This is a genomic window from Pseudomonas sp. TE3552 (genome assembly GCF_056278945.1).
This window is the reverse complement of sequence record NZ_JBWBQJ010000001.1, coordinates 2,009,455-2,032,939: the sequence shown is the minus strand read 5'-3', so window position 1 is coordinate 2,032,939 and position 23,485 is coordinate 2,009,455. Positions and strand designations below refer to the sequence as shown.

The window sequence follows — 23,485 nt, the reverse complement described above, 5'->3', positions numbered from 1 at the left end:
TAAACTGGCCGCCTCGACCTTTTGGTCAAGGAGTCAGACCCCTTGCTTACCGACCCGATTCACAACGATGCCCTCGACTGGGCCTACCTTGAGCAGCAACTCGACCAGGATGGCTGCGCAGTCATCAGGTCGCTGTTGAGCCATGAGGCCTGCGATGAAATAAGCACCTTGTACGACCGGCCTGAGCCCTTCCGCTCGAAAGTGGTGATGGCTCGCCACGGTTTTGGTCGTGGCGAGTACAAGTACTTCAAGTACCCCTTGCCGGATCCGGTGGCCCGGTTGCGCAGCGCGCTCTACCCTCGATTGGTACCAATCGCCAATCGCTGGTACGAATGCATGAACCTGCCGACCCGCTTTCCCGAATCCCATGAAGCATTTCTGCAACGCTGCCATGCCGCCGGTCAGGAACGCCCAACACCTTTATTGCTGCAATATGGCCCGCAGGACTACAACTGTTTGCATCAGGACCTGTACGGCGAGCACGTCTTCCCGCTGCAAGTGGCGATTCTTCTGTCAGAACCAGGGGAAGATTTCACTGGCGGTGAGTTTGTACTGACCGAACAACGCCCACGAATGCAGTCGCGCCCGCAAGTCATTGATCTGAGGAAAGGCGACGCGTTGATTTTTGCCGTGAGTCAGCGCCCGGTAAAAGGTGTTCGCGGCTATTACCGAGTGACCATGCGTCACGGTGTAAGCCGGCTGCACAGTGGAAAACGGCATACCCTTGGAATCATCTTTCACGATGCGTTATGACCCCATGAGCCCGATCACCCTCGATCTGTTTGCCGACGCCGAACCCGAGCAGCAGCCCAGGCGCGAGCAGATCGGCGAACAATCCTGCGTTCTTGGAGGTTTTGCCCTGCCCTGGCTCGACCGGGTACTGCCGGCACTGGAGGCGATTCTGGTCGTAGCACCGTTTCGCCAGATGGTCACGCCCGGCGGCTTCACCATGTCGGTGGCCCTGAGCAGTTGCGGCACCTGGGGCTGGACCACCGACCGCAGCGGCTACCGCTACACCCGCAACGATCCGCAGAGCGGCGCGCCCTGGCCGGAAATGCCCGAGGTGTTTTTCGAACTGGCCCAAGCGGCGGCGCGAGCAGCCGGGTTTATCGACTTCATACCGGATTCCTGCCTGATCAACCGCTATGTTCCCGGTGCCAGGATGTCATTGCATCAGGACAAAAACGAAAGTTCCTACGCAGCGCCCATTGTTTCGGTGTCGTTGGGGTTGCCGGCGACGTTTCTGTTCGGTGGCTTCGAACGAAGCGCCAAGAGCCAACGCGTGCCGCTGCTGCACGGTGATATCGTGGTGTGGGGCGGCGTTGACCGTTTGCGTTATCACGGCGTGTTGCCGATCAAGGACGGTTATCACCCACTTATGGGCGAGCAACGGATCAATTTCACCTTTCGTACCGCGCGATAATGCATTCGAATTCGACCGCAAGACCCGGAGTGTGGTGCCTCTGCTGGCTGGTTAATCTGCATGAAACGGGTCAACGGAGATGAAGCCATGACAACTCATTCGACAAAAATCGCCATCGAGAACGATCCACGCTGGGCCGCCGTGGTCGCACGCGATCCCCGCGCCGACGGGCAATTTGTTTATGCAGTGAAAACCACCGGCATCTACTGCCGCCCCAGCAGCCTGGCACGCTTGCCCAAGCCACAGAACGTCGAGTTCTTCGACACGGCCGAGCAAGCTCAGGCGGCGGGTTATCGCCCCAGCAAACGGGCGACAAAGGATCAAAGCGATGTCGCCGCACAACACGCCGCGACCGTGGCCGCCGCATGCCGTCGAATCGAATCCGCCGAGACGTTGCCAGCATTGAATGAACTGGCCGACGCGGCCGGCCTGAGCAGCTTTCACTTCCATCGAGTGTTCAAGTCCATCACCGGCCTGACGCCCAAGGGCTATGCCAGCGCCCACCGCTCACGCAGGGTTCGTGAACGCCTGGTGGACGGCGGCACGGTCACCGACGCGTTGTATGACGCCGGATTCAACTCCAACAGCCGTTTCTATGAGGCAGCGGATCAACTGCTGGGCATGAAACCGGGCGACTACCGCGCGGCCGGGCAAAACAACGACATTCGCTTTGCTGTAGGGCAGTGTTCCCTGGGAGCGATTCTAGTGGCACAAAGCGAGCGCGGCGTCTGCGCGATTCTGCTGGGGGACGATCCGCATCAATTGGTCTGTGATCTGCAGGACAAGTTTCGGCGCGCCAACCTGATTGGCGCCGATCATGAGTTCGAGCAATTGATCGCCAAAGTCGTCGGCTTTATCGAAGCCCCGGCCCTTGGCCTGGATTTGCCGCTGGACGTACGCGGCACGGCGTTTCAGGAGCGGGTGTGGCAAGCCCTGCGGGAGATTCCCGCCGGCAGCACCGCCAGTTATGCCGACATCGCTCAACGCATTGGCGCGCCCAAAGCCGTACGCGCCGTGGCCCAGGCCTGCGGCGCGAACAGCCTGGCGGTGGCGATCCCTTGCCATCGCGTGGTGCGCAGCGATGGCAACCTGTCGGGCTATCGCTGGGGCGTGGAGCGCAAGCGTCAGTTGCTGGAGCGCGAGACGCAATAATCAGCGATTCACATCCACCACCACCCGCCCGCGCAACTGACCGGCCAGCAAACGCGGCGCGGCGTCGATGGCTTCGCTCAAGCCGATTTCATGGCTGATCAGCGGCAGCAAGGCGAAGTCCAGATCCTTGGCCAGGCGATTCCAGGCCAATATCCGCCTGGCTTTGGGTTGGGTCACGCTGTTGATGCCGGCCAGGGTCACGCCGCGTAAGATGAACGGCGCGACGGAGGCCGGGAAGTCCATACCCTGGGCCAAGCCACAGGCGGCGACGGTTCCGTTGGCCCGGGTGCTGGCACAGGCGTTGGCCAGCGTGTGGCTGCCGACCGAATCGATCACCGCCGCCCAACGCTCCTTGGCCAACGGTTTGCCCGGCTCCGACAACGTAGTGCGATCAATGATTTCACTGGCACCCAATTGCTTGAGGTACTCGTGCTCGGCGGTGCGGCCGGTGGAAGCCACCACGCGATAGCCGAGTTTACTCAGCAGCGCGATGGCGAAACTGCCTACGCCGCCGTTGGCGCCGGTCACCAGCACCTCGCCCTGTTCGGGATTCACACCGTTGTGCTCCAGCGCCAGGATACTCAGCATCGCCGTGTAACCGGCCGTGCCAATGGCCATCGCTTGGGCGGCGGTGAATGCTTCGGGCAGCGGGATCAGCCAATCGCCATTCAGGCGCGCTTTCTGCGCCAATCCGCCCCAGTGTCCTTCGCCCGCCCCCCAGCCATTGAGCAGGACTTGATCACCGACCTTGTAGTCCGGATGACCGCTGGCTTCGACCGAGCCCGCCAGATCGATCCCCGGCACCATCGGGAATTTGCGCACCACCGGGCTGCTGCCGGTGATCGCCAGGCCATCCTTGAAGTTCAGCGTGCTGTACGCCACCCGCACCGTCACATCGCCTTCAGGCAATTGATCGTCACTGATCTCTTGCAGCGTGGCCCGGTAACCGCTGTCGTCTTTGTCGATCACAATGCCTTTGAACATCGCTGCCTCCCGATGGAATCACTCAGTTGTCGTGCCATTGAAATAACACATGAAACCACATCGCCGTAGCCGACTTTAAGCCAACCCACAAACTCGACTGGCCTTGGGTCAGTCATTGCTGATACAAATTCGCTTCTACCGACGTCGGAGAACACTGCAAATGAGCCAATGGCCAGATACCCGCATTCTTGACCTGTTCGGGATCGAACTGCCGATCATCCAGGCCCCTCTGGCTGGCGCGACAACTTCGGCGATGGTGATTGCGGCGAGCAACGCTGGCGGCCTGGGCTCGATGCCCGCCGCGATGCTGAGCATCGAGCAATTGCGCGAGGAACTGAAAACGATTCGTCAACACACCCAGCGCCCGTTCAGCGTCAACTTCTTCTGCCATCAACCTCCGGCACCCGATGAGCAACGCGCCCGGGACTGGAAGCATCTGCTGGAACCCTACTACCGGGAATTGGCCGTCGACTTCGATGCCCCGACGCCGGTGTCCAATCGTGCACCGTTCGATAACGCGGCCTGCGAAGTGATCGAAGAGTTTCGCCCCGCAGTGGTGAGTTTTCACTTTGGTTTGCCGGAAAAGTCTCTGTTGGACCGGGTAAAAGCCACCGGGGCGAAAATTCTTTCTTCGGCCACTACGGTGGAAGAAGCCGTCTGGCTGGAACAACACGGCTGCGATGCGATCATCGCCATGGGTTACGAAGCCGGTGGCCACCGAGGGATGTTCCTCAGTGAGGATCTGAGCAGCCAAGTGGGCACTTTCGCCCTGGTGCCACAGATTGTCGATGCGGTGAAAGTGCCGGTGATTGCGGCGGGCGGGATTGCAGATGCGCGAGGCGTTGCGGCGGCCTTTGTGCTGGGCGCTTCGGCGGTTCAGGTGGGTACGGCTTACTTGTTCACGCCGGAGGCCAAGGTCAGCGCTTCCCATCACAAGGCATTACGCACGGCCAAGGAAAGCGAGACGGCGCTCACCAACATTTTCACCGGGCGCCCGGCGCGGGGGATTCTCAACCGGGTGATGCGAGAGCTGGGGCCGATGAGCGCCAAAGCGCCGGCCTTCCCATTGGCAGGTGGTGCGTTGATGCCATTGCGGGCCAAGGGGGAAGCGGATTTCAGCAGTCTTTGGGCAGGGCAGGCGTTCACGTTGGGGGTTGAAATGAGTACGGCAGAACTGACCCGGCGCTTGGCTGATGAGGCGTTGGCCAAATTGATTCACCGCTAATCAAGCTGCGACTAACAACAACCTGTGGCGAGGGAGCTTGCTCCCGTTGGGTCGCGAAGCGGCCCCAAAAGATACGCGACTGCTTCGCAGCCGAACGGGAGCAAGCTCCCTCGCCACAGTTCGGTGCCAACCTTGCACTCTGCATCCAGCAAGTTCCGTTTACAGGCAATTCGCTATATATTCCGCTATATAGCGTTTCACTCGCCTACCACGGAGCCCGTTTCATGATCATTCGTGCCTCACGTTTTGCCCCAGCGTGCCTGTTCACCGTGTTCGCTTTCGGATCCGCCCAGGCGGACGAAGTCCAGGTTGCTGTCGCCGCCAACTTCACCGCGCCGATCCAGGCCATCGCCGCCGATTTCGAGAAAGACACCGGGCACAAACTGGTCACCTCCTTTGGTGCGACCGGCCAGTTCTACACCCAGATCAAGAACGGCGCGCCATTCGAAGTATTCCTTTCGGCGGACGACACCACACCGAAAAAACTCGAAACCGAAGGCGACACCGTCAAAGGCTCGCGCTTCACCTACGCTATCGGCACCCTGGCACTGTGGTCGGCCAAGGAAGGTTATGTCGACGCCAAGGGCAAGGTGCTGAGCGACAATCAGTATCAGCATCTGTCCATCGCCAACCCGAAAGCCGCGCCGTATGGCCTGGCCGCCACTCAGGTGCTGGCCAAGCAAGGCCTGACCGACAAGGTCAAGGACAAAATCGTCGAAGGCCAGAACATCACCCAGGCCTACCAATTCGTGTCCACTGGCAATGCCGAACTCGGTTTTGTGGCCTTGTCGCAGATCTACAAAGACGGCAAAGTCACCAGCGGTTCGGCCTGGATTGTTCCAGCCGAGCTGCATGACCCGATCAAACAAGACGCGGTGATCCTCAACAAGGGCAAGGACAACCCGGCCGCCCAGGCACTGGTTGACTACCTCAAAGGCCCGAAAGCCGCCGCTGTCATCAAATCCTACGGTTACCAACTCTAAATGACGCTATCGAGTGCCGACTATTCCGCCGTCTGGCTGACCCTGAAACTGGCGTCCCTGACGACCGTCATCCTGTTGGTCATCGGCACTCCGATTGCGTTATGGCTGTCACGCACCCGTTCCTGGCTGCGCGGCCCGGTCGGGGCGATTGTCGCCCTGCCCCTGGTGCTGCCGCCCACGGTGATCGGCTTTTACTTGTTGCTGGCCCTCGGCCCTAACGGGTGGATCGGCCACCTCACCCAATCGCTGGGCCTTGGCACGCTGACCTTCAGTTTTGCCGGGTTGGTGATCGGTTCGGTGCTGTATTCGATGCCGTTCGTGGTCCAGCCGCTGCAAAATGCTTTTTCTGCCATTGGCACTCGCCCACTGGAAGTGGCTGCAACTTTGCGCGCCAATCCGTGGGACACGTTCTTTAACGTGATTGTGCCGCTGTCCCGCCCCGGCTTCATCACGGCGGCCATTCTCGGCTTCGCCCACACCGTCGGCGAGTTCGGTGTCGTACTGATGATCGGCGGCAACATTCCCGACAAGACTCGCGTGGTTTCGGTGCAGATCTACGATCATGTCGAAGCCATGGAATACGCCCAGGCTCATTGGCTGGCCGGGGCGATGCTGGTGTTCTCCTTTGCGGTGTTGCTGGCGCTCTACTCCAGCCGTAAAACCAAAGCGGCCTGGAGCTGATCGATGATTCGTACGCGCCTGAAACTGAATTACTCGGGGTTCGCCCTAGATGTGGATTTGCAACTGCCCGGCCGTGGAGTGACGGCGCTTTACGGTCATTCCGGTTCGGGCAAGACCACCTGCCTGCGCTGTATCGCCGGGCTGGAACGGGCCGAGCAGGGTTTTATTCAGGTCAACGATGAAGTCTGGCAGGACAGTGCCCAACAGATTTTCGTCCCGCCGCATAAACGCGCCCTGGGTTATGTCTTTCAGGAAGCCAGCCTGTTTCCTCATTTATCGGTGCGGGCCAATCTTGAGTTCGGCCTCAGGCGCATCCCTCGCCAACAACGCCGGGTAGACATGGCCCATGCCACCGAGTTACTGGGGATTGGCCATTTGCTCGACCGCGATCCGCAGCACCTCTCGGGCGGCGAGCGCCAGCGGGTCGGCATCGCTCGCGCCCTGCTCACCAGCCCGAAACTGTTGCTGATGGACGAGCCGCTGGCGGCACTCGATACCCAGCGAAAAAACGAAATCCTGCCGTACCTGCAACGGCTGCACGATGAACTGGACATCCCCGTGCTGTACGTCAGCCATTCTCAGGATGAAGTCGCGCGGCTCGCCGACCACCTCGTCCTGCTCAGCAATGGTAAGGCCCTGGCCAGCGGCCCCATCGGCGAAACCCTGGCCCGGCTCGATCTGCCGCTGGCGTTGGGCGACGACGCCGGAGTGGTGATCGAAGGGCATGTCAGCGCCTATGACGCCGACTATCAGTTATTGACCTTGCAACTACCCGACACGGACCTGAGCATCCGGGTCGCCCATTCACCGATGGCCGAGGGCCAGGCACTGCGCTGCAAGGTCCAGGCGCGGGATGTCAGCCTGAGCCTGCAAGGCGCCGAGCACAGCAGCATCCTCAATCGCCTGCCGGTCACGGTTATCAGTGAAATCGGCGCCGACAACACCGCTCACGTACTGATCCGACTGAATGCAGCCGGTACACCCTTGTTGGCGCGAATCACCCGTTACTCCCGGGATCAATTGGGGATACACCCTGGCCAGTCACTCTGGGCGCAAATCAAAGCGGTGGCAGTGCTGGCCTGAATCCGTCGGCACCCCGACGATGGCGCGCGGTCAATGGCTTAACACCCTATGATTCGCAGCCCAGGATGAGCCGCCATGCCAGACACCGCGCTGCCCGATGGACTGCCGCCCGACCTGCATTATGTCGATGACAGCCAGCCTGGCATCACCCGCAAAATCCTGCGTGGCTCGTTCTGCTATTTCGACCCGACCGGCCAGCGCATTACCGACCCGGATGAAATCAAGCGCATCAATGCACTCGCGGTGCCGCCCGCCTACACCGACGTGTGGATTTGCCCCGACCCGGGCGGCCATCTGCAAGCCACCGGCCGCGACGCTCGTGGCCGCAAGCAATACCGCTATCACCCGCGCTGGCGGGAAGTGCGCGATGCCGACAAATATGCACGCCTGCGAGACTTCGGCCTGGCCCTGCCGAAACTGCGCAAACAACTGGAAGCGCTGCTGGCGACTCCCGGCTTCAGTCGCGACAAGGTCATGGCCACGGTAATTACCTTGCTCGATGCGACGCTGATCCGGGTCGGCAACACCCAATACGCCCGGGACAACCGGTCCTATGGCCTGACGACCCTGCGCAACCGTCATGTCGAGGTTAACGGCAGCGCGATCCTGTTCCAGTTTCGCGGCAAGAGCGGCATCGAGCATCAGATCAGCGTAAAAGACCGGCGCCTGGCGCGGATCATTAAGCGTTGCCTGGAGATTCCCGGGCAAAACCTCTTTCAGTATCTGGATGAAAACGGCGAACGGCACACCGTCAGTTCCTGCGACGTCAACGCCTATTTGCAGACGCTGACCGGTGCCGATTTCACCGCCAAGGACTACCGCACCTGGGCCGGCAGTGCGCTGGCATTGGCGGTATTGCGTGAGTTGCAGTGGGAATCGGAGGCCGATGCGAAGCGCCATGTGGTGGAAATGGTCAAGAACGTCGCCAGGCAACTGGGCAACACTCCGGCAGTGTGCCGCAAGTGCTACATCCACCCGGCGGTCGTCGACGGGTTCATGCGGGGCGCATTGGCCAAACTGCCTCGATCGAGGGGACGTAAAAGGCTCAGGGCAGAAGAAGTGGCACTGGCGGAGCTTCTGGAGCAGCTCATCGAGACGGCTGAATCACCGTGACGGCGCTGCTAACCGACGAACAGACCTGCCTGTTTTTTGCATGATCGCACAGGGCTTCTATTCTTGATCTGAACACGAATAGCTTCGGTGACGCCATGGAAGACATTTTCGTTGTGAAACGCTGCAACAAGATCATCGTGCATGGCCGCCGGGCCGGAGAAGCCGAACACCCACCACCCGACGCCGCCATCTGGTATCGCATCGCCGATACCCGCACCCGCGGTTTCATCGGTGACGGCTACGACCTTGAAGAGGACGCCGAGCGCGAATGTCGCCGGCTTAATGCGGTCAGCTCGTCGATGTCGTCCCGGCTGGCCTGAAGCCAGTCCGTTTTATTTTCCGGGTCTATACTTGAAGGAGCTGAAGGATCAGCGACCCATCGGCAGAAAGCTCGCTCCCCCGCGGGCTTTTTGTTGCCCTTTACCCGATTTCCTTGAACGGAGGTGTTTGTCATGTCCGAGAAAGAGTCTATTGCTACCCTGCTCACCCTGCTTGACTCCCGTCAGGTGCGCCTGGCCGCTGCATGCAAGGAGATCGCCGATTGGGTTGATAATCAAGGGGGACATCCGACAGCCCTCAGGATTCGCGATCGTCTGAACGACATCGAGAAAGACACGCCGCTGATTCGCAATGCCCTGTCTTCACTCAAACCTGTCGAGCCGCCGCTGCCTCGTTTCAAATGAGTCGACCCAGGTACCCGCAGAAGGAACAGAGCCCGATCCAGGACGCTGAACGGTGACATCATCGTCACCAGGCTTGTGCCTGCCTGCCATACGCCACACCCCACCCGGCCAATCTGCCGGGATTTTTTTGTTCGTGCCCTTCGCCTATTTCACACCGCCTTCACAATACGCGTCCTACAGTGAACCTGCTCCTTTGAAGAACCCCCTGGCCCGCCCGCATGCGGGCCATTTTTTTGCCTGCCGTATCCCGAACGAACGCTCTCACCTGCCTGTTGTCGAACGCTTACACATCACGAAGGAGATGTCCCATGGTCACTCACTTCAAAGTCGGCGGGCACCTGGCCTGCGGGCACAAAGGCAGCAATCTGACCTCCAGCAACATACTGAACCGGGTGAAATGCAGAAGCTGCCGCAACACCGATGCGTTCAAAGAAGCGCGCAAAACCGAACGCAACGCCGCACGTCGGGCCGCACGCAAGGCCAAAGCCACCCACGCCGCCAATGACTGGCGCGCAGAGTGGATCCAACGGCTGATCGAAATGCCCGGTTTGCAACGACTGCCGCGTGGTTTTACTGGCCAGCCATTTGTGTAGCTGACACGTTTGGCCTTGCCCGGCTTATGACTCGGACGCAACAAGTGACGTGCGTTGACCCTCTGTTTACTGGGTGACCACAATCTTGCCGATCATCTGCGGGTGCAGCGCACAAAAATACTCGAACTCTCCCGGCGTATTGAACACCCAGGAAAAACTGTCATTCGTATCCAGCGCCCCCGAGCGAAACACCTTGTGGGTTTCTGCAACCGTGTGCGGAATCTGATCGTCATTCACCCACGTCACTTTGGTGCCCACGGCCACGGTCAAATCCCTGGGTTGAAACATGAACTCCTTGATATCGATCTTCACCTCCTGAGCCCACGCCGGGATCGACAGCATCAGGCACACCACCGCCAACAGTCGCGTTTTCATCTGAGCGCCCTCACCTAGACCAGTGTCGAATCAATCAGCGCCAGCGGATGATCGCCCTGTGTCGCTCGCACATCGGTAATCCCCAGATAATTGCGCAATTGATCGGCAGCCACCGTCATCGGCCCCGGTGCCGGTGCCGCACCCGGTGCAGGTTGCGGATAAGCCGTGCCACGGGCGGTGTGGAAGGTGATGTTGCCTTCGACTTTCTGGATGACCTGATGGATGTGCCCGTTCAATACCGTCACTGAACCGTACTTGCGCAGCATCGCAATCGCCTGATCACCATCCTCGGTGCCCCAGCCCCACGGCTGATAAATCGTCCACAGCGGAATATGGGTAAACACGACGATGGGCGTACTGGTCGTCACCGCCCGCAAATCATCGGCCAGCCAGGCCAGTTGATCGGCGCCAAGGGTGGCTTCATGGCCAGCCTGGAAGTTGAAGACATTGACCAGCGCGATGAAATGCACGCCGTGGTCATCGAAGCTGTACCAGCCATTGCCTTTGGTGCCCTTGCCATAACGCTCCAGGTAAAGCTTGCCGCCGCCCTCGTCGAGGGTGTCGTGTTCACCCGGTACGTAATGCACGGTGGACGGCAGGCCTTTGAGCAACTGTGCGGCAGTGTCGAACTCCTCAGGCTTGGACAGGTGTGTGATGTCGCCGGTATGCAGGATCAGCGACGGCCGTTTTGGCAGCTTGATGACCTTGTCGATCGCCACCTGTAGCGTCTTGGCCGGCTCCGGGTTGGCTTCCTTGTTGAAGCCGATGTGCGAGTCGCTGATCTGCACGAAGTGAAACGTGCTGGCCAGTGCCTTGGGGTCGGCGACGTTGCCTGCCTCATCCAGCGCAAAGGCCCGGGGAATGCCGCCGCTCAGAGCCCAGATTACCCCTGCCCCGGCCCACGCCGAGCACTTGAGCAGCGTTCGGCGGTCAGGGTTCAGCAAGCCGTCGGTGCGCACTGGGGGTTTTGATTGAATGTCCATCGGTATGTCCTCGCTGGCGGACTACAGTGATGTAGCTGACACGAGGTAAACCTTGCGGGACGAGAGTTTATTCCGTGCTGGAAAACAAATTCTTTTCAGGGAATAAAAGACGACGCATCACGGTTATAGGGGGGTGACGGTGCGGAAACCACTATGAAGCGATTTGAGGAACTGATTGCGCCCCATCTGGACGCCGCTTACAACCTCGCGCGCTGGCTCACTGGCAACGACAGCGCCGCACGCGATGTCGTGCAGGAAAGCGCCCTGCGCGCCTTCAGGTTTTTGCAGCGCTTCGCCGATGGCAACGCCAAGGCCTGGTTTCTGACCATCGTTCGCAACGAAAGCTACACCTGGCTCAAAGCCTCGGCCGGGCGCCATTGGGTTGCTTTCGATGATGACATTAGCGATGAGGAAGCGGCACTGAGCCACAGCCAGACCCCGGAATTGCTGGCTATTCACACGGAAAACGCGGCGCTGATCCAGCAAGCGCTGTGCGCCCTGCCGCCGGTGTATCGTGAGGTGATTGTGCTGAAAGAACTCGAAGACATGCCTTACAAGGACATCGCTTTGGTGGTCGATATCCCCATCGGCACCGTCATGTCGAGACTGGCCCGGGGGCGCGCGATGCTCAAGCTCGAACTACTGAAGTTGCACGATCATGAATGAACTCGACTGCACGGTTTGCCAGACACGGCTGCATGGCTATCTGGATCAGGAACTCGATCCTGCGACGGCTGCGGATGTGGCTACGCATCTGGCCGCATGCGCCGAGTGCGCGCGGCAGCATGATGAAGTGAAACTGCTGAAGGTCAGTGTGAAGCACCAGGCGCCGTATTACCCGGCGCCGGCGTCGTTGGCGGCGAGCGTGTTTGCTGCTGGCGCTCCCGCGACTCGCCCCGTCGAGCGCTGGCAGAAATGGTTCGCACCAACGTTTTCCGCGGCGGCGCTGGCTTTGGCGATGGTGCTTTATGTGATGACGCCGGGCAGCGAACAACCGCTGATGGACGAGGCTGTATCCAGCCATGTCCGCTCGTTGATGGGCGAGCATCTGAACGATGTGGTGTCCTCCGACCGTCACACCGTGAAGCCCTGGTTCACCGGCAAACTCGACTTCTCGCCGCCGGTATTCGATTACTCGGCGCAGGGGTTTCCATTACTGGGCGGGCGGCTGGATTATCTGCAACACCAGACCACAGCAGCCCTGAGTTACGGGAGGGCCAGGCACATCATCAATGTGTTTATCCTGCCCTGGCCGGAGGCAGACAAGCCGCGGCAGACCCAAACGATTCGTGGCTTTAACGTGGTGTCCTGGCAAGCCAACCACATGCGTTTCGTGCTGGTTTCCGATGTGGAGAAAAGTGAACTGGAGGCGTTCAGCCAGTTGCTCAGGGACGGTGCTTGAATTGCCCGATGCTGTTGTCTAGCCCCGGGCCGTTCTGCAAGACGCGTTGGTGGTAAGGAAATTGAGGAATCTATGACTGACCGCGAGCAACTCCATCGAGATGGCTTCGCGCTGCTCCGTCGAGCGATCCCGGCTGAGTGGTTGGGTGACCTTCGTGCCGTGTTCGATACGGGCGTGAAGCCGGCGGACCAATGGCCAGTGCCGCGTGGCATGGATTGGCGCCATTCGCTGTTGGACGCTGATTCGAAGATTCAGGCTGTGTGTCGTCTGCCGGAGATCCTGGCGGTGGTTGGTGAGTTGATCGGAGAACGGTTCTTCCTCTCACAGGTGGAGGGCCGCGAGCCCCTTGCCGGTGGCGGTCATCAGCAGCTGCACCGCGACTTGTCGGCTCAACGGCCAGGCGACATTGTGAACGCCCTGGCTTATTTCGACGACTATGGCCCCGAGAATGGCGCAACACGTATCGTCCCCGGCAGCCATCGCCCTGACCAGGAAGAGCCGCCATTCGACTTCAATGACGAGTCCCGGTCTGTGCAGCTTTCAGGCTCTGCGGGTGACATCTTGGTGTTTGATGCCGATTTAGTGCATGCGGCCAGCCTGAACTCAATCGGCGCACGCCGTCGCTCCATCCTGATGAGCTATTTTTCAGAGCCGCTATACGCGTTACACCTGGAAACAGTGAGCCTGCGAAGTATTCGGATGGACACGACCGATCGGTTCGACCCTTCGGATTTTTCCTGCTCACAGAACGGAAGCTGATATGAGAAATAGTAAGGACAAAAGAGTTGTTGTCATTGGCGCGGGCGCCAGCGAGGAGATCATCGACGACAAGGCCTTTTCTGCCCTTAGCCCATGTCGTCCCGACCGATTCTTCCAGATATAGGGACACTATATTGCGGAAAAACTAAGGGCCTGCATGAGAAACCTCACGCAAGCCCTTGATATTTATGGTGCCCGAAGCCGGAATCGAACCGGCACGCCCTTACGAGCGGGGGATTTTAAGTCCCATGCGTCTACCAGTTTCGCCATTCGGGCGGTAGCGCGGTAAAGCTGTCTGGAGACTGGCCAATAACGATCTGGCAGTTCTGACGCTTGTGCAGCAGAGGTGGAAATATATACATCCCGCCCCGGTGAAGCAAGTTCGCAAATCCCCTTTTCAAGACTAAATCTTGCAGGCTTGCGAAAATAAAAAAGCTCCGTAGATCATGGATCTACGGAGCTCGTTTAAAGTGGAGGCCGAAGTCGGAATCGAACCGGCGTAGGTGGATTTGCAATCCACTGCATAACCATTTTGCTATTCGGCCTCAAACATCTGACGTCAGTAACAACAACATCAAACGTGTAAACTCGTATCTGGAAACAAGATTCTAATCTAGTATCCAACCCTTTGAAATCTAAGGGGTTTTCGTCTTCCTGAATCAGGAATGGACGCAATTCTGGACTGGTTCTAAAGGCATGTCAAGAACTGGAGAAAAATAATTCCAGGTCGCGTTTATACCACAGTGCGCCTTCAATGGCTGGCCGCCACCGCACGTTGCAACCGCTGCCGATACTCGCTGGGCGTCTCGTGCATTTCATGGCGGAAGTGTCGATTGAAATTCGACAGGTTGGCGTAACCCACTTCAAAGCAGATGTCTGCCACGCTGAAGCTGCTTTGCGCCAGCAAGCGGCAGGCGCGCTGGACCCGCAGTTTGCGTGTCAGGTCGACGAAGGTATGGCCAGTGGCGCGTTTGAAGAATTTGGAGAAGGCCGGTTCATTCATGTCCAGGCGCTGGGCGATGACCGACATCCGTAACTCGTCAGCAAGGTCGTTCAGGATGTAGTCGAAGACAATGCTCATGCGCTGGGCCGTCAATGCGTCGAGCATGGGCGCATATTGCAGGCTGGCGAGCGTCTGTTTCTCGTTGTCGGGGGCCGAGGCCAGCAATTGCAGCAATGACAGGAACAGGCACAGTCGCTGCAATCCGTGGCACTGGCCGATGTCTTCCAGCAGGCGGGCCGCTTTCTTGCGGGTATTGCCATGAAATTCGATGCCCTGTGCCGCTTGGCGAAACAGGCTTTGCAACTCGCTGAGTTCAGGGATCTTGTCGCGCAGTTGCATCAGCATCTGACCGTCGAACTGCAACACCACGTCGCGCCCCCCAATCACCTCGCCTTTGCCCAGATCGCTGATCCAGTCGTGAGGCAGGCCTGGGCCGATCAGGGCGACATGGCCAGCCTCGAACAGGCCGATATAGTCACCGGCCAACAGCCGTCCGCTGCCCTCGCGGATCAGGTGGATCTCGAATTCCGGATGATGGTTCCAGCGAGCAAGGTCGAAGGGATAGTCATGTTCATACCAACGAAAGCTGTGTTGCGGCTCGTTCAGAATGACTTCAAGCGCCGGCGGTTTGTCTGCGGTTGCGTGATGGCTCATCACTCTGGCGATCCCGTTTTTGTTGGTTTTATCAAGGCTACTGCGAAGCCCGGAACCCGGCGAAGCTGATTCGAGGCTTTACTTTGCTGACAGCCAGACTCACACCAAAGGCGCCCGTTGCCTAGCCGGTTATATGTTGGCCACTGATACTTTTTTTCCACGGATGCCACGGTTAAAAAAGTATCAGTGTCGCGTATGCCGTTCATTTGTTCAGCGCCTGGGTAGCTGTAATCCTGTGGTCATCCCGTTGCGAATATGACCCGCACCGTGGATGACCACAACAATAAAAGCTTCTGTTGCCCAGGCGCAGAGCGGAGAACACGATGAAGATCATTCCAACAGCGCTTTTTCTGTCCGCCGGATTGTCCTGCGCCCTGCTCTGCCAGGCGGCCGAAACGGTGACCATCGCCACGGTGAACAACAGCGACATGATCCGCATGCAGCGGTTGTCCAAAACGTTCGAACAGTTGCACCCTGATGTGAAGCTCAACTGGGTGGTGCTCGAAGAAAACGTATTGCGTCAGCGCCTGACCACTGACATTGCCACTCAGGGCGGCCAGTTCGACGTGCTCACCATCGGCACCTACGAGACGCCACTGTGGGGCGCCAAGCATTGGCTGGAGCCGATGAAGGATCTGCCCGCCAACTATGACCTCGCGGATATTTTCCCTTCGGTTCGCCAGGGCCTGTCGGTCAATGACACCCTCTATGCCTTGCCCTTCTATGGCGAAAGCACGGTCACTTATTACCGCACCGACCTGCTCAAGGAGGCCGGCCTGACCATGCCCGAGCATCCGACCTGGACGCAACTGGGCGAATTCGCCGGCAAGCTGCACCAGCCGGATAAGGAGCAGTATGGAATGTGCCTGCGCGGCAAAGCCGGTTGGGGTGAAAACATGGCCCTGCTGACCACCATGTCCAACGCCTTTGGTGCGCGCTGGTTCGACGAGCAGTGGCAGCCGCAACTCACCGGGCCGGAATGGACCGCTGCCGCGAACTTCTACGTCAATACCCTCAAGCAGTTCGGTCCGCCGGGCGTGTCGAGCAATGGCTTCAACGAGACGCTGGCCCTGTTCAACAGCGGTAAATGCGCGATTTGGGTCGATGCCAGCGTCGCCGGTTCCTTCATCACCGACAAAACCCAAAGCAAAGTCGCCGATAGCGTTGGCTTCGTCGCGGCGCCCACGCAAGTCACCGACAAGGGTTCGTCCTGGCTCTATGCCTGGTCGCTGGCCATCCCCGCGACGTCCAAACACAAGGAAGCCGCCAAAGCCTTTGTGACGTGGGCGACCTCCAAGGAATACATCCAACTGGTCGCCGAGAAGGATGGCATCACCAACGTACCGCCGGGCACCCGCATGTCCACCTACAGCGACGCTTATTTGCAGGCCGCGCCCTTCGCCAGTGTCACGCTGAAAATGATGCAGCACGCCGACCCAGCGCACCCTTGCGCCAAACCGGTGCCTTACGTCGGTATCCAGTACGTGACCATTCCCGAGTTCCAGGCCATTGGCACATCGGTCGGCAAGCTGATGTCTGCGGCGCTCACCGGGCAGATGCCGGTGGAGCAAGCCCTGGCCTCCGCCCAGCAAACCACCGAACGCGAGATGAAGCGCGCTGGTTATCCCAAGTAGGGGTAACCCGTGTGGGAGCGGGCTTGTGTGGCGAGGGGGCTTGTCGGAATGCCGCATCACCCCGTTCGGCTGCGAAGCAGTCGTAAACCAGACAACGCGTTGCTGACTAAGGATCGCGGTGACTGGTTTCAGGGTCGCTTTGCGACCCAACGGGGGCAAGCCCCCTCGCCACACAAGCCCGCTCCCACAGGGTTCATCGCAGACTGACGACCGCATTTAATGCCCTCAACGGGGGCGTCTCTCTATAGCTCTAATGAATGGATGGAAAAAATGAAACGTTTGGAAGGAAAAAGCGCCCTTATCACCGGTTCTGCCAGAGGCATCGGGAGAACGTTCGCGCAAGCCTATATCCGCGAAGGCGCCACAGTCGCGATCGCAGACATCAACCTGGAACGGGCGCAAGCCACCGCGGCCGAGTTGGGGCCGAATGCCTATGCGGTCGAGATGGACGTGACCGATCAGCAATCCATCGACGGTGCTATCGCGGCGGTCATAGCCACCGCAGGCAAGCTCGATATCCTGATCAACAACGCCGCCCTGTTTGATCTCGCACCGATTACCGAGATTTCTCGCGACAGCTACGAGCGGCTGTTTTCGATCAACGTTTCCGGCACCCTGTTCACCCTACAGGCCGCGGCCAAACAGATGGTCCGTCAGGGCCACGGCGGCAAGATCATCAATATGGCCAGTCAGGCCGGTCGACGGGGTGAAGCGCTCGTCGCCGTGTATTGCGCGACCAAAGCGGCAGTGATCAGCCTCACGCAATCGGCCGGTCTGAACCTCATCCCGCATAAAATCAACGTGAATGCCATCGCGCCGGGCGTGGTGGACGGTGAGCATTGGGATGGCGTCGATGCGCTGTTCGCCCGCTATGAAAACCGACCGCTCGGGGAAAAGAAAAAGCTGGCGGGTCAGGAAGTACCGTACGGACGCATGGGCACGGCAGAGGATCTGGTCGGCATGGCGATCTTCCTCGCATCGGCTGAAAGCGATTACGTCGTGGCGCAGACTTATAACGTCGATGGCGGCAATTGGATGAGCTGACGGTAGTGAGCCCGACTTGAAGCCGTGTCGAACAGGCCATGTCTACTGCCCGGTAGACATGGCCTTCTTACATTACCCTGCACCTCAAAGACGAAACCGGTGAGCGTTCTCAATGCCCGCGAATGTAGTGCTCCAGTTGCCGAATCAAATCGGCCTGCTCGACGATGGCCTCCTTCACCAGATCGCCAATCGACAGCAACCCGATCAATTCGCCGCTCTCCAGCACGGGCAGATGGCGCAAATGGCTGTCGGTCATGACCGCCATGCAACGCTCGATGCTCTGCTGACTGTCGGCGGTCACCACCGGCGCGCTCATGATCTCGCGCACCGGCGTGCCGACCGAAGATCGTCCTTGAAGCACCACCTTGCGCGCATAGTCGCGCTCGCTGATGACGCCAACCACCTGCCCTTCTTCAATGACAGGCAGCGCACCGACGTTTTTCTCGGCCATCATTTTCAGGGCGTCGAGGACCATCTGGTCCGGTGCGATGCTGTGCACTTGCTGGTTTTGCACGACCTTCAGTGTCAACAACTGTGCGGCTGTTTTCATCTACGTTCTCCGATGCGGTTCAGGGCGGCGGTCAAGCCGCCGCGACTTCCACGACGCCGGCGTTCAGGCGTACCGGCCAGACCCGCAGGCGCTGCTCCGGGTACTCCAGGCAACTGCCGTCTTCAAGACGGAAATGCTGCTTGTAGATCGGCGAAGCAACCACCAGATCCCCCTTGAGGCTGCCGATCAGTCCGCGGCCAATGACGTTCGCGCCCGATTGCGGATCATGATTGTCGATGGCGTAGAGGGTGCGGCCCTCGGCGTGCGGCAGGTAGAACAGCGCCACCTGGGCGCCGTCGAGCCAGACCACGACGCCGGAGTTGCTGACCAGATCCTGCTGGCTGCACACCGCCTGCCAGGCCTGAGCATTGGCTGCGGTTGCAGGGACTTCGACACGCTGGGTATTGGACTGACTCATCAGGCATTCTCCTCGGTGACAGGGATAAGGTTGAGTTCGGCAGCCATGATCGGCCGACGTTGACCGCGTTCCTGAACAAAATGAATGTCCGGGTCCGGGCGTTGATCGTTGACGAAAGTGCGGAAGCGCTTGAGTTTTTCCGGGTCTTTGAGGGCATTGGCCCATTCGCATTCGTAGCGGTTGACCACCAACTGCATTTGCGACTCAAGTTCTGCGCCAAGTCCCAGGCTGTCGTTGATGATCACGTCCTTGAGGTAATCCAGGCCGCCCTCCAGGCTTTCGCGCCAGACCGAGGTGCGCTGCAATTTGTCGGCGGTGCGGATGTAGAACATCAGGAAGCGGTCGATGTAACGGATCAGGGTTTCATCGTCCAGGTCGGTGGCGAACAGCTCGGCGTGGCGTGGGCGCATGCCGCCGTTCCCGGCCACGTAGAGATTCCAGCCGTTCTCGGTGGCGATCACGCCCACGTCCTTGCTCTGTGCCTCGGCACATTCACGGGTGCAGCCAGAGACGGCGAACTTGAGTTTGTGCGGCGAGCGCAGGCCTTTGTAGCGATCCTCGAGGGTCAGGGCCATTTTCACGCTGTCCTGCACGCCGTAACGGCACCAGGTGCTACCCACGCAAGACTTCACCGTGCGAGTCGATTTGCCATAGGCGTGCCCGGTTTCGAAACCGGCCTCAATCAGCTCGGACCAGATGTCCGGCAACTGATGCAACTGGGCGCCGAACAGGTCGATCCGCTGGCCGCCGGTGATTTTGGTGTAGAGGTCGTATTTCTTCGCCACCACGCCAATCGCAATCAACTTGTCGGCAGTGATCTCGCCCCCGGCAATGCGTGGCACCACCGAATAGGTGCCGTTTTTCTGCATGTTGGCCATGAAGGTGTCGTTGGTGTCCTGCAAGGGCACCAGCGAAGCGTCCATGATCGGCTGGTTCCAGCACGAAGCGAGGATCGAGCCCACCGCCGGTTTGCACACGTCGCAACCGGTATGGCCACGGCCGTGTTTGGCCAGCAGTTCTTCGAAAGTGATCACCCCTTCTACCCGCACCAGCGCATAGAGTTCCTGGCGGGTGTAGGCGAAGTGTTCGCACAGGCTCTTGTCGACACTGACCCCACGGGCGATCAGTTCATGCTCGAACACTTGCTTGAGCAGCCCGGCGCAACCGCCGCAACCGGTGCAGGCTTTGGTCTGCGACTTGAGCAGCCCCAGGTCGGTGCAACCACCGTCGATGGCCGAGCAGATGGAGCCCTTGGTGACGTTATGGCACGAGCAAACGGTCGCCGACTCGGGCAACGCGCCCGGGCCCAGGGTTGGCGCGCCGGTGGACGACGGCAGAATCAGGCTCGCCGGTTCCGACGGCAAGGCAATGCCGTTCTGCGTATATTGCAGCAGGGTGTCGTAATAGCTGTTGTCGCCGACCAGCACCGCGCCGAGCACGCGTTTGCTGTCGGCGTCCACCACCAGGCGCCGGTAGCTGGCCGTCGCTTCATCGATGAACTGATAACTGCGCGCACCCGGAGTCTGGGCGTGAGCATCGCCAATGGAACCGACATCGACGCCGAGCAGTTTGAGCTTGGTCGACATGTCGGCGCCCTGGAACGGCTCCGCGACTTGATTGCACAACAGCGCCGCGACGCCACGGGCCATCTGATAACCGGGAGCGACCAGACCGAAAAGGCTGCCATTCCAGGCCGCACACTCGCCGATGGCGTAGATATTCGGATCGCTGGTCAGGCACTGGTCGTCAATCACCACGCCACCACGCGGTCCGATGTCCAGCGCGCATTGGCGGGCCAACGCATCTTGCGCGCGGATACCGGCGGAGAACACGATCAGGTCGGCTTCGAGAAATTCGTCATTGGCAAAATTCATCCGATAACGGTATTCCTCGCCAGCACTGATCGACTGCGTGCCACGGGACAGGTGCACGCCAACACCGAGTCGCTCGATTTGCGCCTTCAGCGCCAAGCCACCCTGCTCGTCCAGCTGCACCGGCATCAGGCGCGGCGCGAATTCCACCACATGCGCTTCCAGGCCCAGGCTTTTCAAGGCATTGGCAGCTTCCAGGCCAAGCAGACCACCGCCGACCACCACGCCACGCCGTGCATTGGCTGCCGCGGCACGAATCGCGTCGAGGTCTTCGAGGGTGCGATAGACCAGGCGCGAGTCACCTTCCGCACCTTCAATAGGCGGCACGAAGGGATAAGACCCGGTGGCCAGAACCAGTTTGTCGTATGCGACGCAACCTTGTGCGGTGATCACCTGGCGTCGCGCTCGGTCGATTTCCAGCACGGGCACGCCCAAATGCAGAGTGACGCCCGGCGTCTGGTACAGAGAGGCTTCGCCCAGGGCCAACGACTCGGCATCTCGACCACCGAAATACTCGGACAGATGCACCCGGTCGTAGGCGCGCATCGGCTCTTCGCTGAAGACATGCAGACGGTAGTGGTCAAGGGCGCCGCGCTCGATGAGCTGCTCGACACAATGATGTCCGACCATGCCATTGCCGATCACGATCAGCGTCTGCAGTTTGTTCAATGCGGCAACATTGGAATTCATAGTAAGCACCCAGCCAAAGCCAATCACGGTTAAAAAAGCAAAAAAAAACGCCTGAAACCTCTCGGTTTCAGGCGTCTTTGCCTGTTCGCGGTGTTCGACCTGGCGCCTTCGCCGGATCCACCGATGTTGCCCACGACCTGCTCGGCCGGTCGATCTTCGTTGATCGACGGGGCGGCCCACTGCGTGGACCTTGATCGATGTAATGCAGCGTTTGTGCCAGTTGCGCGTCGGGCGTATTGGAAAGGCCTTTTCAGTGCGGGTTTACCGGGGGGTTGACGTGGTTTCCCTTCAGGGTGATCGATCCGGTCGTTTGGTTTTTTGCCTTGGCATAGTGCAGGCCATGCGAGGTGAGCTTCATAAAAGTGCATGCACCTCAGCGAATAAAAGACACCCTTTGTCTAACGCCCATACAGATTGCCCATGATCGCGGGCTGTCTGGTCCTCCCGCGTTGCGGTGGCATTCGCCTGCCCTCAACTGGTAGCCTGAGCCCCCTTGCCTGCATGTCTCTGATGAATCATCGTCGCGCAAAGACGCCTCGATGATCACTGCCCCCTTTTTAATCAGACAACGGTGACTCTTTTGACCAGCAGCACCCCCGCATTTGCCCGCGATATCGACGGCAAAGCCATTTCTGCCCAGGTTCTCGACGAGGTCCGGGAAGAGGTTCTAGCCCTGGCCGGCCAGCAGATCTATCCCGCCCTGGCGGTCCTGTTGGTCGGCGACGACCCGGCCAGCCACGTTTATGTGCGCAACAAACTGCTGCGGGCCAAGGAAGTCGGCATCCGTTCCCTTGAATACCGCCTGCCGGAAACCGCCAGCCAGGCCCAGGTACTGGAACTGATTGCGCAACTCAACGCCGATGCCTCGGTGACCGGCATCCTGGTGCAACTGCCCTTGCCCGCCGCTATCGACGAACAGGCGGTGATCCATGCCATCGACCCGATCAAGGACGTCGACGGTTTTCATCGGGAAAACGTCGGCGGGCTGGTGCAAGGCATGGAGGTTCTGACCCCGTGCACGCCCAGCGGCTGCATGCGCCTGCTGCATGAGACCTGCGGTGATGACTTGAGCGGCTTGCACGCGGTGGTCATCGGCCGTTCGAACATTGTCGGCAAACCAATGGCGACCTTGCTGTTGCAGGCCAACTGCTCGGTCAGCGTGGTGCATTCGCGCAGCGTCGATGCCCCGGCGTTGTGCCGGTTGGCGGATATCGTGGTCGCGGCGGTGGGCCGGCCAGAGTTGATCGACGCCAGTTGGCTCAAGCCCGGCGCGGTGGTGATCGACGTCGGCATCAACCGTATCGCCAGCGAATCCGGCGATCGTCTGGTGGGCGATGTCGACTACGCCAGCGCCCGCACCGTCGCCCGGGCGATCACCCCGGTGCCCGGTGGCGTCGGGCCGATGACCATTGCCTATCTGCTGAAAAACACCCTGATTGCCTGCCAGTTGCAGCGCGCCGCCCAAGCCCGCGGGCAGCAGCCTGCGGACGACCTGGCATTGAACTGAGCACAACGCACACGGCCCACTTCGAAGTGGGCCGTGTCGGTATTGAACACCCTCTGTTTATTTCCCGGCGTGCAGCACCTGCGCTTGTGGCATCGCCGAAGAGTGGTGGTTGAGAATCTTCCACTGCCCGCCCCACCTGTTCGTAGACAAAGGTGTAACGCGCCTGCACCTGACGGGTCTTGCCGTCGGCCTCGGTCAGGGTAAAGGTGTAGACGCCACTGTCCATGGCCACGTTCGCGCCCAACGGACGGATCTCGCGGTAGTTGATCTGGCCCACTGGCTTGAGTGCCATGAAGTGATCGAAGTAGTCCTTGATCTGTGCCGGCGTGGTGCGCACCTTGTTGGAAACCGTTGGCTGCAACACGGCGTTCGGCGCGTACAGGTCGACCACACTCTGCACATTGCCGCTCTTCAACGCGCTATTCCATTGCTCGAACAGTGCGGCGATTTCGCGATCCTTCACATTAGCGGGTTGTTCGGCCACGCTGCTGTAAACGTAAGGTACGGTTTCCAGCGCCTGGGCCAACGGGGCGGTCAGGGCGAAAAACAGCGCGATGGCCGAGGTCTTGAATTTCATTTGCGATGCTCCAGTGATGGTCGATGGGCACACTGTGCCGCGCCAAACGTGCCCCGCCATCGGCCAACCGGGGGTATTTGCCTATGCCATTCGGCAGA

At 59.8% G+C, this 23,485-nt stretch carries 24 protein-coding genes, 2 tRNA genes and 1 pseudogene; 17 read left to right on the top strand and 10 right to left on the bottom strand.

What is annotated here, in order from left to right:
* The first annotated feature begins 42 nt into the window (after positions 1-42).
* The 3 genes from ACZ9BB_RS08970 (at position 43) to ada (ending at position 2,575) form a co-directional block, all read left to right on the top strand.
* Complete coding sequence (locus ACZ9BB_RS08970) at positions 43-753, top strand: 2OG-Fe(II) oxygenase (RefSeq protein WP_476213447.1); 711 nt, start codon at positions 43-45, stop codon at positions 751-753.
* Positions 743-1,423, top strand: coding sequence for a DNA oxidative demethylase AlkB (alkB, locus tag ACZ9BB_RS08965; protein ID WP_476213446.1), 681 nt, complete (start codon positions 743-745; stop codon positions 1,421-1,423). Before ACZ9BB_RS08970 ends, alkB begins: the two co-directional genes overlap by 11 nt.
* A gap of 87 nt (positions 1,424-1,510) precedes the next feature.
* Positions 1,511-2,575, top strand: a complete 1,065-nt coding sequence (gene ada / locus ACZ9BB_RS08960) for a bifunctional DNA-binding transcriptional regulator/O6-methylguanine-DNA methyltransferase Ada (RefSeq protein WP_476213445.1) — start codon at positions 1,511-1,513, stop codon at positions 2,573-2,575.
* On the opposite strand, the gene acuI is transcribed toward ada, so the two are convergent.
* Positions 2,576-3,559 (bottom strand): acrylyl-CoA reductase (NADPH), encoded by a 984-nt coding sequence (acuI, locus tag ACZ9BB_RS08955; RefSeq protein WP_476213444.1) that lies wholly within the window; start codon positions 3,557-3,559, stop codon positions 2,576-2,578.
* A 160-nt stretch (positions 3,560-3,719) separates the two neighbouring features.
* Between acuI and ACZ9BB_RS08950 the strand changes: the two genes are divergently transcribed.
* From ACZ9BB_RS08950 to ACZ9BB_RS08915, 8 genes are all read left to right on the top strand, one after another.
* The gene (locus tag ACZ9BB_RS08950) at positions 3,720-4,784 is read left to right on the top strand and encodes an NAD(P)H-dependent flavin oxidoreductase (RefSeq protein ID WP_476213443.1); all 1,065 of its coding nucleotides are present in this window, start codon (positions 3,720-3,722) and stop codon (positions 4,782-4,784) included.
* 224 nt (positions 4,785-5,008) lie between these two features.
* A complete protein-coding gene (gene modA, locus ACZ9BB_RS08945) occupies positions 5,009-5,767 on the top strand; it encodes a molybdate ABC transporter substrate-binding protein (protein ID WP_476213442.1) in 759 nt (252 codons plus the stop codon).
* On the top strand, positions 5,768-6,448 hold the full coding sequence (gene modB, locus ACZ9BB_RS08940; protein ID WP_476213441.1) for a molybdate ABC transporter permease subunit: 681 nt from the start codon (positions 5,768-5,770) through the stop codon (positions 6,446-6,448).
* Positions 6,449-6,451: 3 nt separating this feature from the next.
* Positions 6,452-7,531: a molybdenum ABC transporter ATP-binding protein gene (modC, locus tag ACZ9BB_RS08935; protein WP_476213440.1), complete on the top strand. Its 1,080-nt coding sequence runs from the start codon at positions 6,452-6,454 to the stop codon at positions 7,529-7,531.
* 75 nt (positions 7,532-7,606) lie between these two features.
* A complete protein-coding gene (locus ACZ9BB_RS08930) occupies positions 7,607-8,644 on the top strand; it encodes a DNA topoisomerase IB (protein WP_476213439.1) in 1,038 nt (345 codons plus the stop codon).
* A 95-nt stretch (positions 8,645-8,739) separates the two neighbouring features.
* The gene (locus ACZ9BB_RS08925; RefSeq protein ID WP_476213438.1) at positions 8,740-8,964 is read left to right on the top strand and encodes a hypothetical protein; all 225 of its coding nucleotides are present in this window, start codon (positions 8,740-8,742) and stop codon (positions 8,962-8,964) included.
* Between the two features lie 132 nt (positions 8,965-9,096).
* A complete protein-coding gene (locus ACZ9BB_RS08920) occupies positions 9,097-9,327 on the top strand; it encodes a hypothetical protein (RefSeq protein ID WP_476213437.1) in 231 nt (76 codons plus the stop codon).
* A gap of 308 nt (positions 9,328-9,635) precedes the next feature.
* Positions 9,636-9,920: a hypothetical protein gene (locus ACZ9BB_RS08915; protein ID WP_476213436.1), complete on the top strand. Its 285-nt coding sequence runs from the start codon at positions 9,636-9,638 to the stop codon at positions 9,918-9,920.
* A gap of 66 nt (positions 9,921-9,986) precedes the next feature.
* On the opposite strand, the gene ACZ9BB_RS08910 is transcribed toward ACZ9BB_RS08915, so the two are convergent.
* Both ACZ9BB_RS08910 and ACZ9BB_RS08905 read right to left on the bottom strand, forming a co-directional pair.
* On the bottom strand, positions 9,987-10,295 hold the full coding sequence (locus ACZ9BB_RS08910) for a cupredoxin domain-containing protein (protein ID WP_476213435.1): 309 nt from the start codon (positions 10,293-10,295) through the stop codon (positions 9,987-9,989).
* A gap of 14 nt (positions 10,296-10,309) precedes the next feature.
* Entirely contained in the window at positions 10,310-11,278 is a 969-nt protein-coding gene (locus tag ACZ9BB_RS08905; protein WP_007941933.1) for a metallophosphoesterase family protein, read from the bottom strand.
* Between the two features lie 153 nt (positions 11,279-11,431).
* Between ACZ9BB_RS08905 and ACZ9BB_RS08900 the strand changes: the two genes are divergently transcribed.
* The 3 genes from ACZ9BB_RS08900 (at position 11,432) to ACZ9BB_RS08890 (ending at position 13,439) form a co-directional block, all read left to right on the top strand.
* Positions 11,432-11,944 (top strand): sigma-70 family RNA polymerase sigma factor, encoded by a 513-nt coding sequence (locus ACZ9BB_RS08900; protein ID WP_476213434.1) that lies wholly within the window; start codon positions 11,432-11,434, stop codon positions 11,942-11,944.
* Positions 11,937-12,680 (top strand): anti-sigma factor family protein, encoded by a 744-nt coding sequence (locus ACZ9BB_RS08895; RefSeq protein WP_476213433.1) that lies wholly within the window; start codon positions 11,937-11,939, stop codon positions 12,678-12,680. The genes ACZ9BB_RS08900 and ACZ9BB_RS08895 overlap by 8 nt, the downstream gene beginning before the upstream one ends.
* Positions 12,681-12,752: 72 nt before the next feature.
* On the top strand, positions 12,753-13,439 hold the full coding sequence (locus ACZ9BB_RS08890; protein WP_476213432.1) for a phytanoyl-CoA dioxygenase family protein: 687 nt from the start codon (positions 12,753-12,755) through the stop codon (positions 13,437-13,439).
* Between the two features lie 189 nt (positions 13,440-13,628).
* Here the strand turns inward: ACZ9BB_RS08890 and ACZ9BB_RS08885 are convergent.
* From ACZ9BB_RS08885 to ACZ9BB_RS08875, 3 genes are all read right to left on the bottom strand, one after another.
* Positions 13,629-13,715: transfer RNA gene (locus ACZ9BB_RS08885), tRNA-Leu, on the bottom strand.
* Positions 13,716-13,910: 195 nt separating this feature from the next.
* Positions 13,911-13,984: transfer RNA gene (locus ACZ9BB_RS08880), tRNA-Cys, on the bottom strand.
* A gap of 206 nt (positions 13,985-14,190) precedes the next feature.
* Complete coding sequence (locus ACZ9BB_RS08875; protein ID WP_476213431.1) at positions 14,191-15,096, bottom strand: helix-turn-helix domain-containing protein; 906 nt, start codon at positions 15,094-15,096, stop codon at positions 14,191-14,193.
* A 323-nt stretch (positions 15,097-15,419) separates the two neighbouring features.
* On the opposite strand from ACZ9BB_RS08875, the gene ACZ9BB_RS08870 reads away from it, so the two are divergent.
* Together ACZ9BB_RS08870 and ACZ9BB_RS08865 are read left to right on the top strand one after the other, a co-directional pair.
* On the top strand, positions 15,420-16,730 hold the full coding sequence (locus tag ACZ9BB_RS08870) for an ABC transporter substrate-binding protein (protein WP_476213430.1): 1,311 nt from the start codon (positions 15,420-15,422) through the stop codon (positions 16,728-16,730).
* 270 nt (positions 16,731-17,000) lie between these two features.
* On the top strand, positions 17,001-17,774 hold the full coding sequence (locus tag ACZ9BB_RS08865; RefSeq protein ID WP_476213429.1) for an L-iditol 2-dehydrogenase: 774 nt from the start codon (positions 17,001-17,003) through the stop codon (positions 17,772-17,774).
* A gap of 109 nt (positions 17,775-17,883) precedes the next feature.
* On the opposite strand, the gene ACZ9BB_RS08860 is transcribed toward ACZ9BB_RS08865, so the two are convergent.
* Genes ACZ9BB_RS08860 through nirB form a run of 3 tightly spaced genes read right to left on the bottom strand, consistent with a single transcriptional unit; the run spans position 17,884 to position 21,303 of the window.
* Positions 17,884-18,324: a CBS domain-containing protein gene (locus ACZ9BB_RS08860; protein ID WP_476213428.1), complete on the bottom strand. Its 441-nt coding sequence runs from the start codon at positions 18,322-18,324 to the stop codon at positions 17,884-17,886.
* Positions 18,325-18,355: 31 nt separating this feature from the next.
* The gene (nirD, locus tag ACZ9BB_RS08855; protein ID WP_476213427.1) at positions 18,356-18,742 is read right to left on the bottom strand and encodes a nitrite reductase small subunit NirD; all 387 of its coding nucleotides are present in this window, start codon (positions 18,740-18,742) and stop codon (positions 18,356-18,358) included.
* Positions 18,742-21,303 carry a nitrite reductase large subunit NirB gene (gene nirB / locus ACZ9BB_RS08850; RefSeq protein ID WP_476213426.1) on the bottom strand — a complete coding sequence of 854 codons (2,562 nt, stop codon included), beginning with the start codon at positions 21,301-21,303 and terminating at the stop codon, positions 18,742-18,744. The genes nirD and nirB overlap by 1 nt, the downstream gene beginning before the upstream one ends.
* Positions 21,304-21,883: 580 nt before the next feature.
* Between nirB and ACZ9BB_RS08845 the strand changes: the two genes are divergently transcribed.
* Entirely contained in the window at positions 21,884-22,810 is a 927-nt protein-coding gene (locus ACZ9BB_RS08845) for a bifunctional 5,10-methylenetetrahydrofolate dehydrogenase/5,10-methenyltetrahydrofolate cyclohydrolase (protein ID WP_476213425.1), read from the top strand.
* A 57-nt stretch (positions 22,811-22,867) separates the two neighbouring features.
* Here the strand turns inward: ACZ9BB_RS08845 and ACZ9BB_RS08840 are convergent.
* A pseudogene (locus ACZ9BB_RS08840) lies at positions 22,868-23,387 on the bottom strand (SgcJ/EcaC family oxidoreductase).
* Positions 23,388-23,485 lie beyond the last annotated feature (98 nt).